We start from the raw sequence: 16,555 nt of genomic DNA, 5'->3' as shown, positions 1-16,555 counted from the left end.
CGCGCCATGGGGCGCGTCGTGGGTCCCGTCATGGCTGGTCGACCTTCCTGAATATCTTCTGGCCGAGGAGAAACCTGTCGGCGAGCGGCAGGCTGGCGGCGCCGAGAGCGCGCGCGTGAATACCGACCGTTCCTTCAAGGATCACCGGCAGTTCGATGCCCTCGAGATCGAAGGTTTCGACATGGCCGCGAATGGCGGCGACGATCCGCGTGCGCACGTCGGACGGCATCCAGCCATCGATGATCGCCGCTTCGAAATCGACCACCGAGGCCGAGGCAACGACCGCATGGGCGATCGCCCGCGCCGCATTGTCGATCCACTCGTCCAGTTCCGGTCCCATCGTGCCCCAGTCCTCCGGGGAGGTCCACAGCGGCGAGGGATCGCGGCCAAGACCGGTAACGACGCGCTCCAGCGTGGTGATGGAGGCGACATCGATCAGCTGGCGCACATGGTTGCCCTGGGGGATGGCTTGGGGGCCGTCTCCGGGGCGGGCCCGGGGGCTGCCGGGCGCGGGGACCGGCATGGAACCGAGCGCCCCGGCATTGCCGCTGCGCCCCGCATAGAGGCTGCCATTGATGACGATGCCGCCGCCGATGAACGAACCGATGAAGAAATAGACGAAATCGCTGATGTCCTTGCTCTGGCCGAAGACGAGCTCGGCGCCGCAGGCGGCCGTCATGTCGTTCTGGAGATAGACCGGGAACGGGCAGATATCCTGGATCAGCTGCCTGACGTCGCAGCCCTTCCACTGGTCGAGCACGTCCTGCGGCGCGCCGACCGTATCGGCCCATTTCCACAATTCGAAAGGCGCGGCAATGCCGAGGCCCGCCAGCCTTTCCCGCTGGCCCGGAGCCAGCTCCGCCAGCATTTCCTCTATGCCGGCCTCGGCGATCGCAAGGATGTTGTCCGGCGCCGGATAATCATAGGGAACATGGCGCATCGCCCTGATATTGCCGACGAAATCGATCATGACGAGATCGGCGCTCCGGCGCCCGATCTTCAGGCCGAAGAAGAATGCGCCTTCGGGATTGAGGGCCATGGGAACGAGCGGCTGGCCGATCCGTCCGCGCAGGGGAGCCTCGCGCCGCAGCAGTTCGTCCGCTTCCAGCATGCGCATGATGATCGAGCTCGTCTGGGCGGAGAGACCCGTCATGCGCGCAATGGCGGTCTTGGCGAGACTGCCATGCTGGCGCAGCAGCGACAGCACGACCCGCTCATTGTGGTCGCGCATTCCGCTCTGGTTCGTGCCGTGGTGAAGCTGCGCACGCCGGGTGCCTTGCTCCGAGATACGGGTGCTCAATGGTCTCCTCCCATCCGTCAGCGGGACAATGGCGGCGGCAATGGCCCCTGTCAATATTAAATCAGAGTGATTTATTAATGTTGACAGCGGGCACGGGGTGGTATTTCTTGATGCAGCACTTGGCCGGGAGGATAACTGTCCGAGGTGTTGAGAGATTAACAGGGCGCCGGGTCAACTGGCGTCAGCGCGGACAGGCGTGACCATGCCGTCCCAAGAGGAGGAAGTTGCATGAACAGAGTAAGTTTTCTGAAATCGTCGGTATTCGGTGCTGCGGCCATGGCGCTCGGCGCTTTTGCCGTTCCTGCGCAGGCTGCCGATGTGAGCGCCTGCCTGATCACCAAGACCGACACGAACCCGTTCTTCGTCAAGATGAAGGAGGGCGCGCAGGCCAAGGCCCAGGAACTCGGCGTCGAGCTGAAGGCCTATGCCGGCAAGATCGACGGCGATACCGAGAGCCAGGTCGCGGCCATCGAGACCTGCATCGCCGACGGCGCCAAGGGCATCCTCATCACCGCTTCCGACACGGCCGGCATCGTCTCGTCGGTCAAGCTGGCGCGGGATGCCGGCGTCCTCGTCATCGCGCTCGACACGCCGCTTGATCCGGTCGACGCGGCGGACGCCACATTCGCCACCGACAACCTGCTTGCCGGCGAACTCGTCGGCAAATGGGCGGCGGGAACCCTCGGCGACAAGGCCAAGGATGCCAAGGTCGCATTCCTCAACCTCACGCCGTCGCAGCCTTCGGTCGACGTCCTGCGCGACCAGGGCTTCATGAAGGGCTTCGGCATCGACGTTGCCGACATCAACAAGATCGGCGACGAGAAGGACCCGCGCATCGTCGGCCACGACATCACCAATGGCAACGAGGAAGGCGGCCGCAAGGCGATGGAGAGCCTTCTGCAGAAGGACCCCGAGATCAACGTCGTGCACACGATCAACGAACCGGCCGCCGCCGGCGCCTATGAGGCGTTGAAGGCCGTCGGCAAGGAGAAGGACGTGCTCATCGTTTCGATCGATGGCGGCTGCCCGGGCGTGAAGAATGTCGAGGCAGGCATCATCGGCGCGACGTCGCAGCAATATCCGCTGATGATGGCGGCGCTCGGCATCGAGGCGATCAAGAAATTCGCCGATACGGGCGAAAAGCCGAAGCCGACCGAAGGCAAGGACTTCTTCGACACCGGCGTCGCGCTCGTCACCGACAAGCCGGTCGACGGCGTCGAATCGATCAGCGTCAAGGATGGCCTGGCCAAGTGCTGGGGCTGAGCCTTTAACGGGCGGGCGCTCCCGACAAGGGAACGCCTGCCTGCCCGCATTCGCCGGCCGGTGCCGGCATCCAGCGGCGACAACAGGCGCCAGGGCGAGAGCGAGCTGCGTTCAAGGGGCGAAAGCCACGGACGGAGCCTGCCGATCCAACTACCTCCGGGAGGTCATCCATGACAGAGACTGAGCGAACCACGCATCAAAAGCAGGAGTTTGAAAGCGTCCTGACGCAAAGCTCCGCCGATGTCGCCAGCTTCGACAGCAATGAGAAGAGCACGCTCGAACGCATCCGGCATTATCTTCATTCGAGCCCTGCGGCCGTGCCCCTCATCGTGCTCGTGCTTTCCCTGGCTGCCTTTGCCGCCATTGTCGGCGGGCGGTTCTTCACGCCCTTCGCGCTGACGCTGATCCTGCAGCAGGTCGCCATCGTCGGCATTGTCGGCGCTGCGCAGACGCTCGTCATCCTCACCGCCGGCATCGATCTTTCGGTCGGCGCCATCATGGTGCTGACCTCCGTGGTGATGGGCCAGTTCACCTTCCGCTACGGTTTGCCGGTGGAAGTTGCCGTCGCCTGCGGCCTGGCGCTCGGCGCGCTGTGCGGCTTCGTCAATGGCGTGCTCGTCGCCCATATCAAGCTGCCGCCCTTCATCGTCACGCTCGGAACCTGGCAGATCTTCCTCGCGGCCACCTATATCTACTCGGCCAACGAGACGATCCGCGCCCAGGAAATCGAACAACAGGCGCCGCTGTTGCAATTCTTCGGCCAGAAGCTTTCCTTCGGCGGCGCGACCTTCACCTATGGCGTCTTCGCCATGATCGTGCTGATCGCCATCCTCTGGTATGTCCTCAATTATACCGCCTGGGGCCGGCATCTCTACGCGATCGGCGACGATCCCGAGGCGGCACAGCTTTCCGGCGTGCGCACCAAGCGCGTCCTCGTTTCCGTCTATGTGCTGGCGGGCCTCATCTGCGCGCTGGCCGGCTGGGCCCAGATCGGGCGCAACGGCTCGGTCTCGCCGCAGGTCGGCCAGTTCGCCAATATCGAATCCATCACCGCAGTGGTCATCGGCGGCATGTCGCTCTTCGGCGGCCGCGGCTCGATCATGGGCATGCTCTTCGGCGCATTGATCGTCGGCGTGTTCTCGTTCGGCATGCGCATGATCGGCACCGACGTGCAATGGACCTATCTCATAATCGGCCTCTTGATCATCTCCGCCGTGGCAATCGACCAGTGGATCAGAAAGGCAGCAAGCTGATGACGACACCAACACCATCCGCCGCCCCGATCCTGACCGCGCGGGGCCTCGTCAAGCGCTACGGGCGCGTCACCGCGCTCGACCACGCCGATTTCGACCTCTATCCGGGCGAAGTGCTCGCGGTGATCGGCGATAATGGCGCCGGCAAATCCTCGCTGATCAAGGCGATTTCCGGCGCCATCCATCCGGACGAAGGCGAGATCCATCTCGACGGCAAGCCGATCAATTTCCGCTCGCCGATGGAAGCGCGGGAGGCGGGCATCGAGACGGTCTACCAGAACCTCGCATTGTCGCCGGCGCTGTCGATCGCCGACAACATGTTCCTCGGGCGCGAGCTGCGCAAGCCGGGCATTGCCGGCAAGCTCTTCCGCATGCTCGACCGCAAGACCATGGAGAAGCTGGCGCGCGACAAGCTTTCCGAACTCGGCCTGATGACCATCCAGAACATCAGCCAGACGGTGGAAACGCTTTCCGGCGGCCAGCGGCAGGGCGTCGCCGTGGCGCGCGCGGCTGCCTTCGGCTCCAAGGTCGTCATCATGGACGAGCCGACGGCGGCGCTCGGCGTCAAGGAATCGCGCCGGGTGCTGGAGCTGATCCAGGACGTGAAGAAGCGCGGCCTGCCGATCGTGCTGATTTCGCACAACATGCCGCACGTCTTTGAAGTTGCGGACAGAATTCACATCCACAGGCTCGGAAAGCGGCTTACCGTGATCGACCCGAAAGAGTATACGATGTCCGACGCAGTTGCCTTCATGACAGGCGCCAAGCCGGCGCCCTCACCGGGCAATTGAGTTGCGGACAAACAGATTTTCAATCACAAGGATATTTCGATAATGAAGCGTTCCGAGATCAATAGGATCATCCGCGAGAGCGACAAGTTCATCCGCTCGTTCGGCTATGTCATGCCGCCCTTCGCCTACTGGACGCCGGAGGAACTGAAGGCCCGCACCGCCGGCGATTCGAAGGCGATACTCGATGCAAGGCTCGGCTGGGACATCACCGATTACGGCCAGGGCAAGTTCGACGAGCTCGGCCTGTTCCTGTTCACCACCCGCAACGGCAATCAGGAAGACCTGAAGAAGGGCGGCGGCATGCTCTATGCCGAGAAGATCATGATCTCGCGCGAGAAGCAGCTTTCGCCGATGCACCGGCATATCGTCAAGGCCGAGGACATCATCAATCGCGGCGGCGGCACGCTGGTCCTCGAATTGTTCAATTCGCGCGAGGATGGCAGCGTCGACGAGGCGACCGATGTCGAGGTGGCGACGGACGGGCGGATCGTGAAGCTTGCGGCCGGCGGCCTGCTCAAGCTGCAGCCGGGCGAAAGCGTCACGCTGCTGCCGGGCAACTGGCATGCCTTCTGGGGCGAGGGCGGCGACGTGCTCATCGGCGAAGTATCGACCGTCAATGACGACCTGACCGACAATATATTCCGCGAGCCGATCGGCCGGTTCTCCTCGATCGAGGAAGACGAGGCGCCGCTGCACCTGCTGGTATCCGACTACGACAAATGGCTCGCCTGATCGCGCTGCAGGACCTCGCAACCGAAATCCTCGGCCGCTCGGCCGGATGCCAGCGGTTCGTGGTCGCCATAGCCGGCCCTCCCGGGGCCGGCAAGTCGACGGTCTCGGCCAGCCTGTGCGAGGCCATCAACGCGATCGAGCCGGATGCGGCGGCGGTGGTTCCCATGGACGGGTTCCACCTCGACAATGCCATTCTCGACCAGATGGACATGCGCAAGCGCAAGGGATCGCCGCCGACATTCGATTGCGCCGGGCTCGAACTGCTGTTGCAGCGCCTGCGCGCGAGCGGCGACGACGTGGTCATTCCGCTGTTCGACCGCAAGCTCGATCTCGCCCGCGCCGGGGCGGCCATCGTCGGCAGGCAGACGCGCATCCTGCTGGTCGAAGGCAATTACCTGCTGCTGGACCAGGCGCCCTGGGACAGGCTGCAGCCGCTCTTCGACCTGTCGGTGTTTCTCGAGGTCGATCGCACCGAGCTCGAAAACCGGCTGGTGCAGCGCTGGCTGGGCTATGGCTACAATGTCGGCTCCGCCCAGGCGCGCGCGCTGTCGAACGACATCCCCAATGCGGAACTGGTGCTGGAGAAATCGCGCCCGGCCGACTTCCGCGTCTTGAACTGAGGCTGTGCCGAACCCTTGAAAGACACCGCTATGCTACGAGCATTCCAAGTTCGCGAGCAATCGACGGGAGCCGCGCAGCCTCTCTCGCAACGTTGACCTCACGAGTAGCATGAGCCGTTTCTTGCAACCTCTTGTCCAGTCTATATTCCTTGCGTGCCTCCAGCCATTCGAGGACGTCCGAAAGGTGCCATAGCGTAACCGATGGTCCATCATGGACCGGGCTCGGAAAATCCGGATTGGAAACCATGAGCTTGCGAATATTCTGGCGGCTCTTGCCGACAAGGTCCGCGATCTGGGTGGCACTGACGAAGTCGGGGTAGGCTTCGACCAGCATCGCGGTCGGCAGTGCCGCCTTGACGTCTTCAAGGGCCGTGCGAATGGCGTTCCGGGCGCCGTCCGCCTCTCTGTCGAACTGCAATGCAAGGCGACCGGCAATGCCGATGCCGACAAGCATATCCGTGCAGCCGGCTTCCCCAAGCCGTTCCACAATGTCGTCCTGATCCGCATCGGTTGCGGCCAACCGGTATTTCAGAGTGAAATTATATTCTTGCATTGTAGTCACGCCTTATCTGCTTTTGCCTTGGCGGCAGTGTGCGTCGTGCAATTGTCGACGACCCGGCGCAACGCCCTGGCATGGGTGCCGGCGTTTTTCGGCGTACTCCAAATGCTGGTTATGCAGAACTCGTCGCAACGACATGTGTCCTCCTTGTATGGGCAGAACATCTTTCCCCAGGCATGGCTCCCGCCAACGCTTATGCGCCATCCTGCTGCTTCTGCGTATCTTATGGCTTCTTCAATATCTTTCTTGGGATGCGGCTTACGCACCATTTATCTCCTTAAATACATATATCGACGTGGTTGTCATTTGACAACCCATGCTAATGAATGGAAAATATAATGACCTCTATGCTCACAAATCCGACGTCCCTGCAAATCCCCCCACTTTCCTCATCCTGAGCCTGTCGAAGGACGCAGGGAGGCTGATGCAGCGCCATGTTCACCGAGCTTGCAGCGATGAAGTGCGTGCTTCGACAAGCTCGGCATGGGGGAGGTGCATCAGCACGATTGGTTCACGATATGGATGTTGACTTGATAGCAAGGCGGTAGACCCGCCCAGATCGATACTCTCGTCGGGGCCACCGAGCCCGCGGCTGTCAATCAGCAGCCACCCACGCCTCCCTCATGTCTCCCTCACGCTCGCATGTCTCCAAAGCCCGCTCCCCAAATCCCAGTTGCAAATAATTCGCACTTGCAAAAGGTTTGGCGCGTGCTAAAGATGCAGTTGCAAATCAATTGCAGAAGGAACGGATATGTTCGCAAGGTGGGCGGTGCTGGCGGCGCGGCGGGTTGTGCCGATGACGAGGTTGGTTGTGGCAATGGCGCGGCGGGGTTCGTATCTCGCGGGCCCGGTGCTTTCCATGCCGGGGCGGCTGCCGTCCCCGCAGCGGCAGGGCTGGCCGGCGGCAAGACGGGTTCTGATGATGGCGATACTGGCAGGCCTGGTCATGGGCCAGGGGGGCCAGGGGGCGGCCGCTGCTGAAAAGTTCAAGGTGGTGACGACCTTTACCGTCATTGCCGACATGGCGCGCAATGTCGCCGGCGATGCGGCAACGGTGGAATCGATCACCAGGCCCGGCGCCGAGATCCATAATTACCAGCCGACGCCCGGCGATATCCGGCGCGCACAGGGCGCCAAGCTGATCCTGTGGAACGGTCTCGGTCTCGAGCTCTGGTTCGAGAAGTTCTTTGCCGGCCTCGAAGACGTGCCGGGCGTGGTCGTGACCGCCGGCGTCGAGCCGATGAGCATCACCGAAGGCCCCTATGACGGCAAGCCCAACCCCCATGCCTGGATGTCGCCCGCTGCCGGGCTGGTCTATGTCGACAATATCCGCGATGCGCTGGTCAAATATGATGCGCCCAATGCGCAGGTCTACAAGGCCAATGCCGAGGCCTACAAGGCGAAGCTCAAGGCGGCGATCGACCCGATCAAGGCGCAGCTCGCCGCCGTGCCGGAGGACAAGCGCTGGCTGGTGTCGAGCGAAGGCGCATTCTCCTATCTCACGCGCGATTTCGGCCTGAAGGAACTCTATCTCTGGCCGATCAATGCCGATCAGCAGGGCACGCCGCAGCAGGTGCGCAAGGTGATCGACGCGGTGCGGAGCAACAGGATCGGCGTCGTCTTTTCGGAGAGCACCATCTCGGCCGATCCGGCCAGGCAGGTGGCGCGGGAGACCGGCGCCGAATATGGCGGCGTGCTCTATGTCGACTCCCTGACCGATGAAAGCGGGCCGGTGCCGACCTATCTCGACCTGCTGCGCGTAACGACGAGCACGATAGCGGCGGGACTTGCCCGATGAACGCACGCACCGGCGAACCATTCCAGCTGCCACCACAGCCGCCACCCCAGCCGCCATTGAATCCCTCCGGCGAAGGGGAGGGCATCGCCGTGCGCGATGCCACCGTGACCTACCGCAACGGCCATACGGCATTGCGCAATGTCAGCTTCGCCATTCCGAAGGGCACGATCACCGCGCTCGTCGGCGTCAATGGGTCCGGCAAATCCACCCTGTTCAAGGCGATCATGGGTTTCGTCAAGGCGTCCGAGGGCAGCGTCGCGGTGCTCGGCCGGCCTGTGCACGAGGCGCTGAAGCGCAATCTCATCGCCTATGTGCCGCAGAGCGAGGAGATCGACTGGAACTTCCCGGTTCTCGTCGAGGACGTGGTGATGATGGGCCGTTACGGCCATATGGGCATGATGCGCATTGCCCGTGCGGCGGACCGGGCCGCCGTCGACGGCGCGCTGGCCCGCGTCGGCATGACGGATTATCGCAAGCGGCAGATCGGCGAATTGTCGGGCGGGCAGAAGAAGCGCGTCTTCCTTGCCCGCGCCCTGGCGCAGGACGGGCAGGTGATATTGCTGGACGAGCCCTTTACCGGCGTCGATGTGAAGACCGAGGAGGCCATCGTCGCGCTGCTGCTGGGTTTGCGCGCCGAGGGCAGGGTGATCCTCGTATCGACCCATAATCTCGGCAGCGTGCCGGAATTCTGCGACCGCACGGTGCTGCTCAACCGCACGGTGCTGGCCGCGGGGCCGACGGCGGAAGTCTTCACCCAGGCCAATCTCGAAAAGGCGTTTGGCGGCGTGCTGCGGCAGTTCCGCCTCGACAAGGCGGGCAATGGCGATGCGGTGAGCATCATCAGCGACGACGAGCGGCCGTTCATCTCCCGCACGCCCGCTGCCTCCGAACCCGACAGCACGGATAAGGGCCGGCGCTAGCATGGCAACGCTTCTCGAACCTTTCACCTATGGCTACATGGTCAATGCCATGTGGGTTTCGGCGCTGGTCGGCGGCGTCTGCGCCTTCCTCTCCGCCTATCTGATGCTCAAGGGCTGGTCGCTGATCGGCGACGCGCTTTCGCATGCCATCGTTCCGGGCGTCGCCGGCGCCTATATGCTCGGCCTGCCGTTCTCCATCGGCGCGTTCTTCTCCGGCGGGCTCGCGGCGGCGGCGATGCTGTTCCTCAACCATCGCACCAAGCTGCGCGAGGATGCGATCATCGGCCTGATCTTCTCGTCGTTCTTCGGTCTCGGCCTGTTCATGGTGTCGCTGTCGCCGACATCGGTGAACATCCAGACGATCATTCTCGGCAACATACTGGCGATCACGCCGGAGGCCACGCTGCAGATCGCCATTATCGGCTTCGTCTCGCTCGTCGTGCTGCTCGCCAAGTGGAAGGACCTGATGGTGGTGTTCTTCGACGAAAGCCATGCGCGCTCGATCGGCCTCAACCCGCCGCTGCTGAAGCTCGTCTTCTTCACGCTGCTTTCGGCCTCGACGGTCGCCGCATTGCAGACGGTGGGCGCCTTTCTCGTCATCTCCATGGTGGTCACGCCCGGCGCCACCGCCTATCTCCTGGCCGACCGCTTCCCGCGCCTCATCGCCATCGCGGTCGTGATCGGCACCTGCACCAGCTTCCTCGGCGCCTATGCGAGCTATTTCCTCGATGGCGCCACCGGCGGCATCATCGTCGTGCTTCAGGCGCTGGTCTTCCTCGTGGTGTTCGTCACGGCGCCCAAGCACGGCCTGCTCGCGGCCCACCGGCGCGCGACGCGCGCCTTGAAAGAAGAGGGCGCGACGCGCGCATTGGGCGCACTGAAAGAGGAGGGCGCGGCATGAGCATCTGGGAAGCGCTGTTCCTGCCCTTCATGGTGAAGGGTCTCATCATCGCCGTGCTGGTCGCCATACCGATGGCGCTGCTTTCCTGCTTCATGGTGCTGAAGGGCTGGGCGCTGATGGGCGATGCGATCTCGCATGCGGTCTTCCCCGGCGTCGTCCTCGCCTATGTGGTGGGGCTGCCCTATTCGGTGGGCGCCTTCATCGCCGGCATGTCCTGCGCGCTGGCGACCGGCTATCTGAAGGAGAACAGCCGCATCAAGCAGGATACGGTGATGGGCGTGGTGTTTTCGGGCATGTTCGGCGCCGGGCTGGTGCTCTATGTGGCGATCCGGCCGGACGTGCATCTCGACCATATCCTGTTCGGCGACCTCCTCGGCATCACCATGCGCGACATCGTCGAGACCGGCGTCATCGCCGCCTTCATCGTCGCCGTGCTGCTGGTCAAATGGCGCGATTTCTTCCTGCATGCCTTCGATCCGGCGCAGGCGCGGGTGTCGGGCCTCAATGTCCGGCTCCTGCATTACGGGCTCCTGTGCCTCATCTCGCTGACGATCGTCGCCGCGCTGAAGGCGGTGGGCATCATCCTCGCCATCGCCATGCTGATCGCGCCGGGCGCCATCGCGTTCCTGCTCACCCGCCGCTTCGCCTCCATGCTCGGCGTGGCGCTGGCGGTCGCCGTCTTCGCATCGCTGGCGGGCGTCGTGCTTTCGTCCATCCTCGACAGCGCGCCGGCGCCGACCATCGTCCTCGTCATGGCGGCGATCTTCGTCGTCGCGCTCGCGGCAACGCAATTGCGTCGCCCCGCCGTGCAGGTGGAGTGATCAGGCGGCGAGGAGCTCGGGAAACATCAGCGAACGATGGGCGGCGACGCCGGCCCTGGTGCCATCGCCCACCGCCAGCGCCACGGAGCCTGCCATGGCAGCCGCATCGCCGCAGGCAAAGATCCCGGCCCGGCTCGTCATCTGCAGCGCATCGACGCGGATATAGGCGCCGAGCGGCCCCTCATCGAAGGCGCAGCCCAATTGCCCGGCGAGCGGCGCGGCAACCCGCGTCGACGGAGCGGTGAACAGCCCGCCAAGCGCCACGCTGCGGCCATCGGCAAGCTCGACCGTCACCATGTCGCCGGAACCGCCGAGCGCGCGCACCGGCTGCGTCTCGACATTGACGCCGCGCCGCGCCAGCGCCGCCAGCTGGTCCGCATCCGGCTCGAATGTGCCATTGGTGAAGAAGGTCGTGCTGCCCCAGTCCGGCAGCATCATCGCCTGGTGCATCGAGATCGCCCCGGTGGCGAGGACGCCGATCGGCGCCTCTCCGATCTCATAGCCATGGCAATAGGGGCAGTGGAACACGTTGCGGCCCCATCGCTGCTTCAGCCCCGGCACGTCGGGCAGCTGGTCGCTGACGCCGAAGGCCAGGATGAGGCGGCGGCCGCGATGGGCCTTGCCCGCGGCGTGGACCGTGAAATCGTCGAGATCGCCATTGGCCGTCCCGGCGCGGCCCTCCAGCCATTCCACCGTCGGATAGGCCAGCAATTGCCGGCGGGCGCGCTCGGCGATTTCCGCCGGATCGACGCCGTCCTGCGTCAGGAAGCCATGGGAGGTCGAGGCAAAGCGGTTGCGCCTTTCGCCGGCGTCGATGACGAGCACGCGGCGCTTCGCCCGGGCCAGCTGCAGCCCGGCGGCCATGCCGGCATAGCTGCCGCCGATGATGATGACTTCATGTTGCATGATGGCTGTTTCCATGTTGGGCGTGGGCGGCGAAGCGGCGGTGGAAATCGGCGGCAAGATCGGCAAGCGACACGCTGCCCAGCCGCTCGATGATCAGGGCCTCGGCCTCGGCGAAAGCGCCGTCGAGCGCCTGGTTGACCGCCTGCTCGACCAGGCATTGCGGCGTCTCGGTTCGATTGCCGAGCGCGAACATCTCCGGCGCGCCCACCGCGTCATACATGTCGCGCAGCGTGATGTCCCTGAGGTCGCGGGCGATGACCCAGCCACCGCCATGCCCCTTCTGCGAGGTGACGAAACCGGCCTCGCGCAGCCCCGCCATCGTCCGCCGCACCACGACGGCATTGGTCTGCATGCACAGGGCCAGCTCCTCCGACGTCATGGCCTTGCCGCGCTCGGCCATGTGCAGGATGACGTGGAGAATGGCGGATAGTCTGCTGTTGCGTTTCATGTAACAACGTATGATACATGAAACGCGTGCTGTCAAGCCCTGCAATTTTTACTTGCACTCGTCCCCAATTTCACTTGGATTCATTTCACGGGCACTCGTCTATTGAAGAGACAGGCTTCAGACACGATCTGAGGTTGCAGCGCGCGCGGGTCTGCGCGCGTCGGATTTCCGGGGAAGCGCAGCATGAACAGATATTCCATCGGCTTCTGGATATTCGTCCTCGCCGTCGTTTCGATGAGCGGCGTCGTCTTCAGCTGGGTGGTCTATGACGAGCCGACCATGATCGGCGCGATCTTCGCGCTGTTCACCTGCGTGCCGCTGATCGCGCTGGAGCGCGGCGCGCTGTTCCCGCGCCTCTATTCGCGCCTGGCCGTGCTGCCGACGCCGTTCTACATCATGGCGACGCTGCTGCTCTATTCGGTGCTGATCTATTTCGGCTCGGCCTTGTGCCGCATGCTGCTGAATTTCCTCGGCTATCAGACCTACGACCACTGGACGAAGATCGCGATGCTGCCGCCGAGCGCCTTCTTCTCGACCCTCGTCATCGCCGCGGTGCTGAGCTTCGTCGCCCGCGTGCGCGAACTGCTCGGCCGGGATGTCTTCACCAGCCTGCTGCTGGGCAAATACCGCAAGCCGATCGAGGAGGAGCGGGTGTTTCTCTTCGTCGATCTCGCCGGCTCCACCTCCTTTGCCGAAGAACATGGCGACCTGCGCGCCCAGCAGTTTCTCGGCGCCCTGTTCGCTGCCTTCGCCGCCCCGGTCCGCCGCCATGGCGGCGCCATCGACGATTATATCGGCGATGCGGCGATCATCACCTGGCCGATGAAGAACGGCATCAAGAACGGCAATTGCGTGCGCTGCGTGTTCTCGATCCTCGATGCGATCGAGGCGGACAGGGAGAAATGGCTGCAGAAATTCGGCCGGGTGCCGCGCCTGCGCGCCGCGCTGCATGGCGGTCCGATCATCGCCGCGGAGATCGGCGTCGATCACCACAAGATCGCCTATTTCGGCGACACGGTGAATACGACGGCGCGGCTGGAAGGCCTGTGCCGCACATTGAACGAGCCGGTGCTGATCTCCAGCGACCTTGCCGGCCGGATCGATTTCAAGGACGGCATAGGCACGGATTATCTCGGCAACCACGCGCTGCGCGGCAAGGGCCAGTCGCTCGGCGTCATGGCGCTGCGCCGCTCGCCGGTGCCGGTGGCGGAGCCCGAACCCGCCGCCATGGCGCCGGTCGCCGGCTAGCGCTGCCTCCGATCAGTATACGCAGTTGCGTATACTTGTGTTTTAAACGCACTCGCGTATAATCTATTTTTAAGCGCGAATGCGTATATTCAGGATTTATACGCTATTGCGTATATCGGAGGCAACATGACCGAAGCCATTGCCCGCACCGAAAAACAGCTCGGCGCCATCATCCGCCGCGTCCGCAAGCAGTCAGGGCTTACCCAGGGCGGGCTTGGCGACCTGATCCATCTGCGCCAGGGCACGATCTCGCGGCTTGAGGCAGGGGAGCCTGCCGTGCAGCTGCGCACGCTGATGGAAACGCTCTCCGCGCTCAAGCTCGAACTGGTGATCCGACCGCGGACGCAGGCCGGCGCTGCCGACATCGAAGATCTGTTCTGATGGCACGGCGCAAGGCGCATGTGCCTCTCGACGTATTTCTGAACGGCCGCCTTGTTGGCGTTTTGCGCCGGGAGCCGTCCGGCGCCATCGATTTCACCTATGCGCGCGCCTGGCTGGACTGGGGCGACACGTTCCCGGTGTCGCTGTCGCTGCCGCTGCGGGAAGACCGCTATATCGGCGCGCCCGTCGCCAATGTCTTCGACAATCTGCTGCCGGACAATGAATCCATTCGCAGGCGCGTGGCCGAGCGGGTCGGCGCGGAGGGCATCGACGCCTACAGCCTGCTGGCCGCGCTCGGCCATGATTGCGTCGGCGCGCTGCAATTCCTGCCGGATGGCAGCGAGCCCGGTCCGGCGGGCAGCGCCGAGGGCAGGGCGGTGAGCGATGATGAAATCGCCGCGCTCCTTGCCAATCTCGCCAGCGCGCCGCTCGGCATGGGTGACGACCGGGATTTCCGGATCTCGCTTGCCGGCGTGCAGGAGAAGACGGCGCTGCTGTTCAAGGATGGCCGCTGGTTCAAGCCCTCCGGCACGGCGGCGACCACGCATATACTCAAGCCGCAGATCGGCCAGATCGCAAACGGGCTCGACCTTTCGGACAGCGTCGAGAACGAATATTTCTGCCTCAAGCTGCTCAAGGCGTTCGGGCTGCCGGCCGCCAATGCCGAGATCGCCGATTTCGGCGCGCGCCGCACCCTGGTCGTCGAGCGTTTCGATCGTCGCTGGACAAAGGACAACCGCCTGTTGCGCCTGCCGCAGGAGGACATCTGCCAGGCGCTCTCCATTTCGCCGACGCGAAAATACCAGTCCGAAGGCGGTCCGGGCATGCGCGGCATCATCCAGATGCTCAAGGCCAGCGACCGGCCGGACGAGGATATTGCCGCCTTCATGCGCGCCTGCATCCTGTTCTGGCTGATCGGCGCGACGGACGGACATGCCAAGAATTTCAGCATCTTCCTCGCACCCGGCGGCCGCTTCCGCATGACGCCGCTCTACGATGTGCTGACGACCCAGCCGAGCCTCGACAGCGGGCAGATCCCGCGCCGGAAATTCAAGCTCGCCATGTCGGTCGGCAGCAACAATCACTATGCCGTCGATGAGATCGTCCCGCGCCATTTCCAGCAGACCGCCGACGAGGCGGGCATGGGGAAGGCCGCGCTGCAGGCGATTTTCGAAGAACTCGCCGCAACCGCCGGCAAGACGATCTCGACCATTGTCGATGAGCTGCCGCAGGGATTCCCGCCGCAGCTGGTCGACTCGATCACCGCTGCCATGACGGGCCGGACAGGGCTCATCGCGCGCTATCTCGAGGGCAGCGAGTCATAGGCAAAGGCCCGCATTCCCCGCCATTCAACCTCCCTCATGCTGAGCCTGCCGAACCCACGAAGCATGCACTATTTTGATGCAACCGAAAAAGCGATTGCAGCAACGTTGCTGCGCCCTTCGTGGTTCGACGAACTTGTCTGTTGAATGCTTGTTATGATGAGACGGTCCACGTGCCTTCTACCACACGTGGACCGAGGGACAGGAGGCCGTTTCGACAGCGGGACTTTGAAGTCCGATGGTGAGCAGTGCCCTATCCTTCGATGACACCCGAAACAGTTGCAAGGGGCATCGACCCCGTATGACAAGCCAGGGGATTTCATCATGACACAGTTTGAGCGTTTTGTCGGCATCGATGTGAGCAAGGACCACCTCGATATTCATTGTTTGCCCGATGGGTTGCAGTTGCGCATCGCCAATGATTGCGAGGGCATCGACGAGCTTGTGCAGCGCCTCGGTGCGCTCGACGGCATCGCCTTCGGCTGCGAGGCGACGGGCGGCTATGAAGAGCGCCTGCTGATTGGCTTGAGTGAGGCGGGCCTGCCAGCCTATTGTCTGCATCCCTCCGATGTGCGCGCGTTTGCCCGTTTCAAGGGCAAGCGCGCCAAGACCGACCGGCTCGATGCCAAGGCCATTGCCGAGGCGCTTGCCGTTGCCGTCAACCATCGCATGCCGGTGGTGCGGACGGAACAACAAAGCACGATCAAGGAGTTGACCGCATTGCGCCGCCGGATCCTCATCATGCAAAATGAACTGAAGAGCCTGATGAGCCGCATGAGCAGCGCGGCGGCCGAGGCGGCCATTGCCACGCTGGTCGCCACCCAGACCGCGCTGCGCAAGCAGCTGGAAACGGCCATTGCAGATGCGATCAGAGGCGATGCAACCCTGCGCCACCGGGCCGAGCGCCTGCGCAGCGTTCCCGGAACAGGCCCGGTGCTTGCCGCCGAACTCCTCGGTTCCATGCCCGAGCTCGGAAGTCTTTCCAGCCGGCAGGCGGCAAGCCTGGTGGGTGTCGCACCCCATCCGCGGCAATCGGGCCTGACGCAGAAGAGAGGCAGGTGTCAGGGCGGCCGAGCCCAGATCAGGAGAACCCTTTACATGGCATCCCTGTCGATCATTCGCGCCCGAAACCGGCCGCTGGCCCTATTCTACCAAAAGCTTCGCGCTGCCGGAAAACCGTTCAAAGTGGCCATCGTCGCCGTCATGCGCAAGCTCATCATCACTCTCAACGCCATCATTCGAACCGACACACCATGGGCCCAAACTGCCCAAACATGACAAGCGCAAAACAC

At 63.7% G+C, this 16,555-nt stretch carries 18 protein-coding genes; 13 read left to right on the top strand and 5 right to left on the bottom strand.

The features are described 5' to 3' along the window. Positions 1 to 28: 28 nt before the first annotated feature. Complete coding sequence (locus OSJ75_RS21985) at positions 29 to 1,300, bottom strand: ROK family transcriptional regulator (RefSeq protein WP_416362598.1); 1,272 nt, start codon at positions 1,298 to 1,300, stop codon at positions 29 to 31. A 228-nt stretch (positions 1,301 to 1,528) separates the two neighbouring features. Here OSJ75_RS21985 and OSJ75_RS21980 point away from each other — a divergent pair, with 228 nt between their 5' ends. The 5 genes from OSJ75_RS21980 (at position 1,529) to OSJ75_RS21960 (ending at position 5,959) form a co-directional block, all read left to right on the top strand. Then, positions 1,529 to 2,563: a sugar ABC transporter substrate-binding protein gene (locus tag OSJ75_RS21980; RefSeq protein WP_371929567.1), complete on the top strand. Its 1,035-nt coding sequence runs from the start codon at positions 1,529 to 1,531 to the stop codon at positions 2,561 to 2,563. Positions 2,564 to 2,733: 170 nt separating this feature from the next. Continuing rightward, a complete protein-coding gene (locus OSJ75_RS21975; protein ID WP_250019969.1) occupies positions 2,734 to 3,816 on the top strand; it encodes an ABC transporter permease in 1,083 nt (360 codons plus the stop codon). After that, positions 3,816 to 4,607, top strand: a complete 792-nt coding sequence (locus OSJ75_RS21970) for an ATP-binding cassette domain-containing protein (protein ID WP_250019970.1) — start codon at positions 3,816 to 3,818, stop codon at positions 4,605 to 4,607. Before OSJ75_RS21975 ends, OSJ75_RS21970 begins: the two co-directional genes overlap by 1 nt. A 42-nt stretch (positions 4,608 to 4,649) precedes the next feature. Next, the gene (locus OSJ75_RS21965) at positions 4,650 to 5,339 is read left to right on the top strand and encodes a D-lyxose/D-mannose family sugar isomerase (protein ID WP_250019971.1); all 690 of its coding nucleotides are present in this window, start codon (positions 4,650 to 4,652) and stop codon (positions 5,337 to 5,339) included. After that, the gene (locus OSJ75_RS21960; protein WP_250019972.1) at positions 5,327 to 5,959 is read left to right on the top strand and encodes a nucleoside triphosphate hydrolase; all 633 of its coding nucleotides are present in this window, start codon (positions 5,327 to 5,329) and stop codon (positions 5,957 to 5,959) included. The genes OSJ75_RS21965 and OSJ75_RS21960 overlap by 13 nt, the downstream gene beginning before the upstream one ends. Before the next feature lie 28 nt (positions 5,960 to 5,987). On the opposite strand, the gene OSJ75_RS21955 is transcribed toward OSJ75_RS21960, so the two are convergent. Continuing rightward, entirely contained in the window at positions 5,988 to 6,512 is a 525-nt protein-coding gene (locus tag OSJ75_RS21955; RefSeq protein WP_267229542.1) for a helix-turn-helix transcriptional regulator, read from the bottom strand. Positions 6,513 to 6,517: 5 nt separating this feature from the next. Next, entirely contained in the window at positions 6,518 to 6,787 is a 270-nt protein-coding gene (locus tag OSJ75_RS21950) for a hypothetical protein (RefSeq protein WP_252597199.1), read from the bottom strand. Positions 6,788 to 7,437: 650 nt separating this feature from the next. On the opposite strand from OSJ75_RS21950, the gene OSJ75_RS21945 reads away from it, so the two are divergent. Genes OSJ75_RS21945 through OSJ75_RS21930 form a run of 4 tightly spaced genes read left to right on the top strand, consistent with a single transcriptional unit; the run spans position 7,438 to position 10,958 of the window. Further along, entirely contained in the window at positions 7,438 to 8,316 is an 879-nt protein-coding gene (locus tag OSJ75_RS21945) for a metal ABC transporter substrate-binding protein (RefSeq protein ID WP_416362600.1), read from the top strand. Continuing rightward, positions 8,313 to 9,236 (top strand): manganese/iron ABC transporter ATP-binding protein, encoded by a 924-nt coding sequence (locus OSJ75_RS21940; protein ID WP_267229532.1) that lies wholly within the window; start codon positions 8,313 to 8,315, stop codon positions 9,234 to 9,236. The genes OSJ75_RS21945 and OSJ75_RS21940 overlap by 4 nt, the downstream gene beginning before the upstream one ends. Before the next feature lies 1 nt (position 9,237). Further along, entirely contained in the window at positions 9,238 to 10,137 is a 900-nt protein-coding gene (locus OSJ75_RS21935; RefSeq protein ID WP_267229531.1) for a metal ABC transporter permease, read from the top strand. Continuing rightward, positions 10,134 to 10,958 carry a metal ABC transporter permease gene (locus OSJ75_RS21930; RefSeq protein ID WP_267229530.1) on the top strand — a complete coding sequence of 275 codons (825 nt, stop codon included), beginning with the start codon at positions 10,134 to 10,136 and terminating at the stop codon, positions 10,956 to 10,958. The genes OSJ75_RS21935 and OSJ75_RS21930 overlap by 4 nt, the downstream gene beginning before the upstream one ends. Here the strand turns inward: OSJ75_RS21930 and OSJ75_RS21925 are convergent, their stop codons facing one another. Together OSJ75_RS21925 and OSJ75_RS21920 are read right to left on the bottom strand one after the other, a co-directional pair. Continuing rightward, positions 10,959 to 11,864, bottom strand: a complete 906-nt coding sequence (locus OSJ75_RS21925) for an NAD(P)/FAD-dependent oxidoreductase (RefSeq protein ID WP_267229529.1) — start codon at positions 11,862 to 11,864, stop codon at positions 10,959 to 10,961. Continuing rightward, positions 11,854 to 12,312: an Rrf2 family transcriptional regulator gene (locus tag OSJ75_RS21920; RefSeq protein ID WP_250019977.1), complete on the bottom strand. Its 459-nt coding sequence runs from the start codon at positions 12,310 to 12,312 to the stop codon at positions 11,854 to 11,856. The genes OSJ75_RS21925 and OSJ75_RS21920 overlap by 11 nt, the downstream gene beginning before the upstream one ends. 183 nt (positions 12,313 to 12,495) lie before the next feature. On the opposite strand from OSJ75_RS21920, the gene OSJ75_RS21915 reads away from it, so the two are divergent. The 4 genes from OSJ75_RS21915 (at position 12,496) to OSJ75_RS21900 (ending at position 16,541) form a co-directional block, all read left to right on the top strand. Beyond that, entirely contained in the window at positions 12,496 to 13,560 is a 1,065-nt protein-coding gene (locus tag OSJ75_RS21915; RefSeq protein WP_250019978.1) for an adenylate/guanylate cyclase domain-containing protein, read from the top strand. A 126-nt stretch (positions 13,561 to 13,686) separates the two neighbouring features. Beyond that, the gene (locus OSJ75_RS21910; protein ID WP_250019979.1) at positions 13,687 to 13,941 is read left to right on the top strand and encodes a helix-turn-helix domain-containing protein; all 255 of its coding nucleotides are present in this window, start codon (positions 13,687 to 13,689) and stop codon (positions 13,939 to 13,941) included. Further along, entirely contained in the window at positions 13,941 to 15,266 is a 1,326-nt protein-coding gene (locus OSJ75_RS21905) for a type II toxin-antitoxin system HipA family toxin (protein WP_267229527.1), read from the top strand. The genes OSJ75_RS21910 and OSJ75_RS21905 overlap by 1 nt, the downstream gene beginning before the upstream one ends. Before the next feature lie 321 nt (positions 15,267 to 15,587). Continuing rightward, positions 15,588 to 16,541, top strand: coding sequence for an IS110 family transposase (locus OSJ75_RS21900; protein ID WP_267229526.1), 954 nt, complete (start codon positions 15,588 to 15,590; stop codon positions 16,539 to 16,541). The last annotated feature ends 14 nt before the right edge of the window (positions 16,542 to 16,555 follow it).

Origin of the sequence: Phyllobacterium sp. 0TCS1.6A (genome assembly GCF_026420825.1) — a bacterium.
Lineage (GTDB): Bacteria > Pseudomonadota > Alphaproteobacteria > Rhizobiales > Rhizobiaceae > Phyllobacterium.
This window is presented reverse-complemented; position numbering and strand designations above follow the sequence as displayed.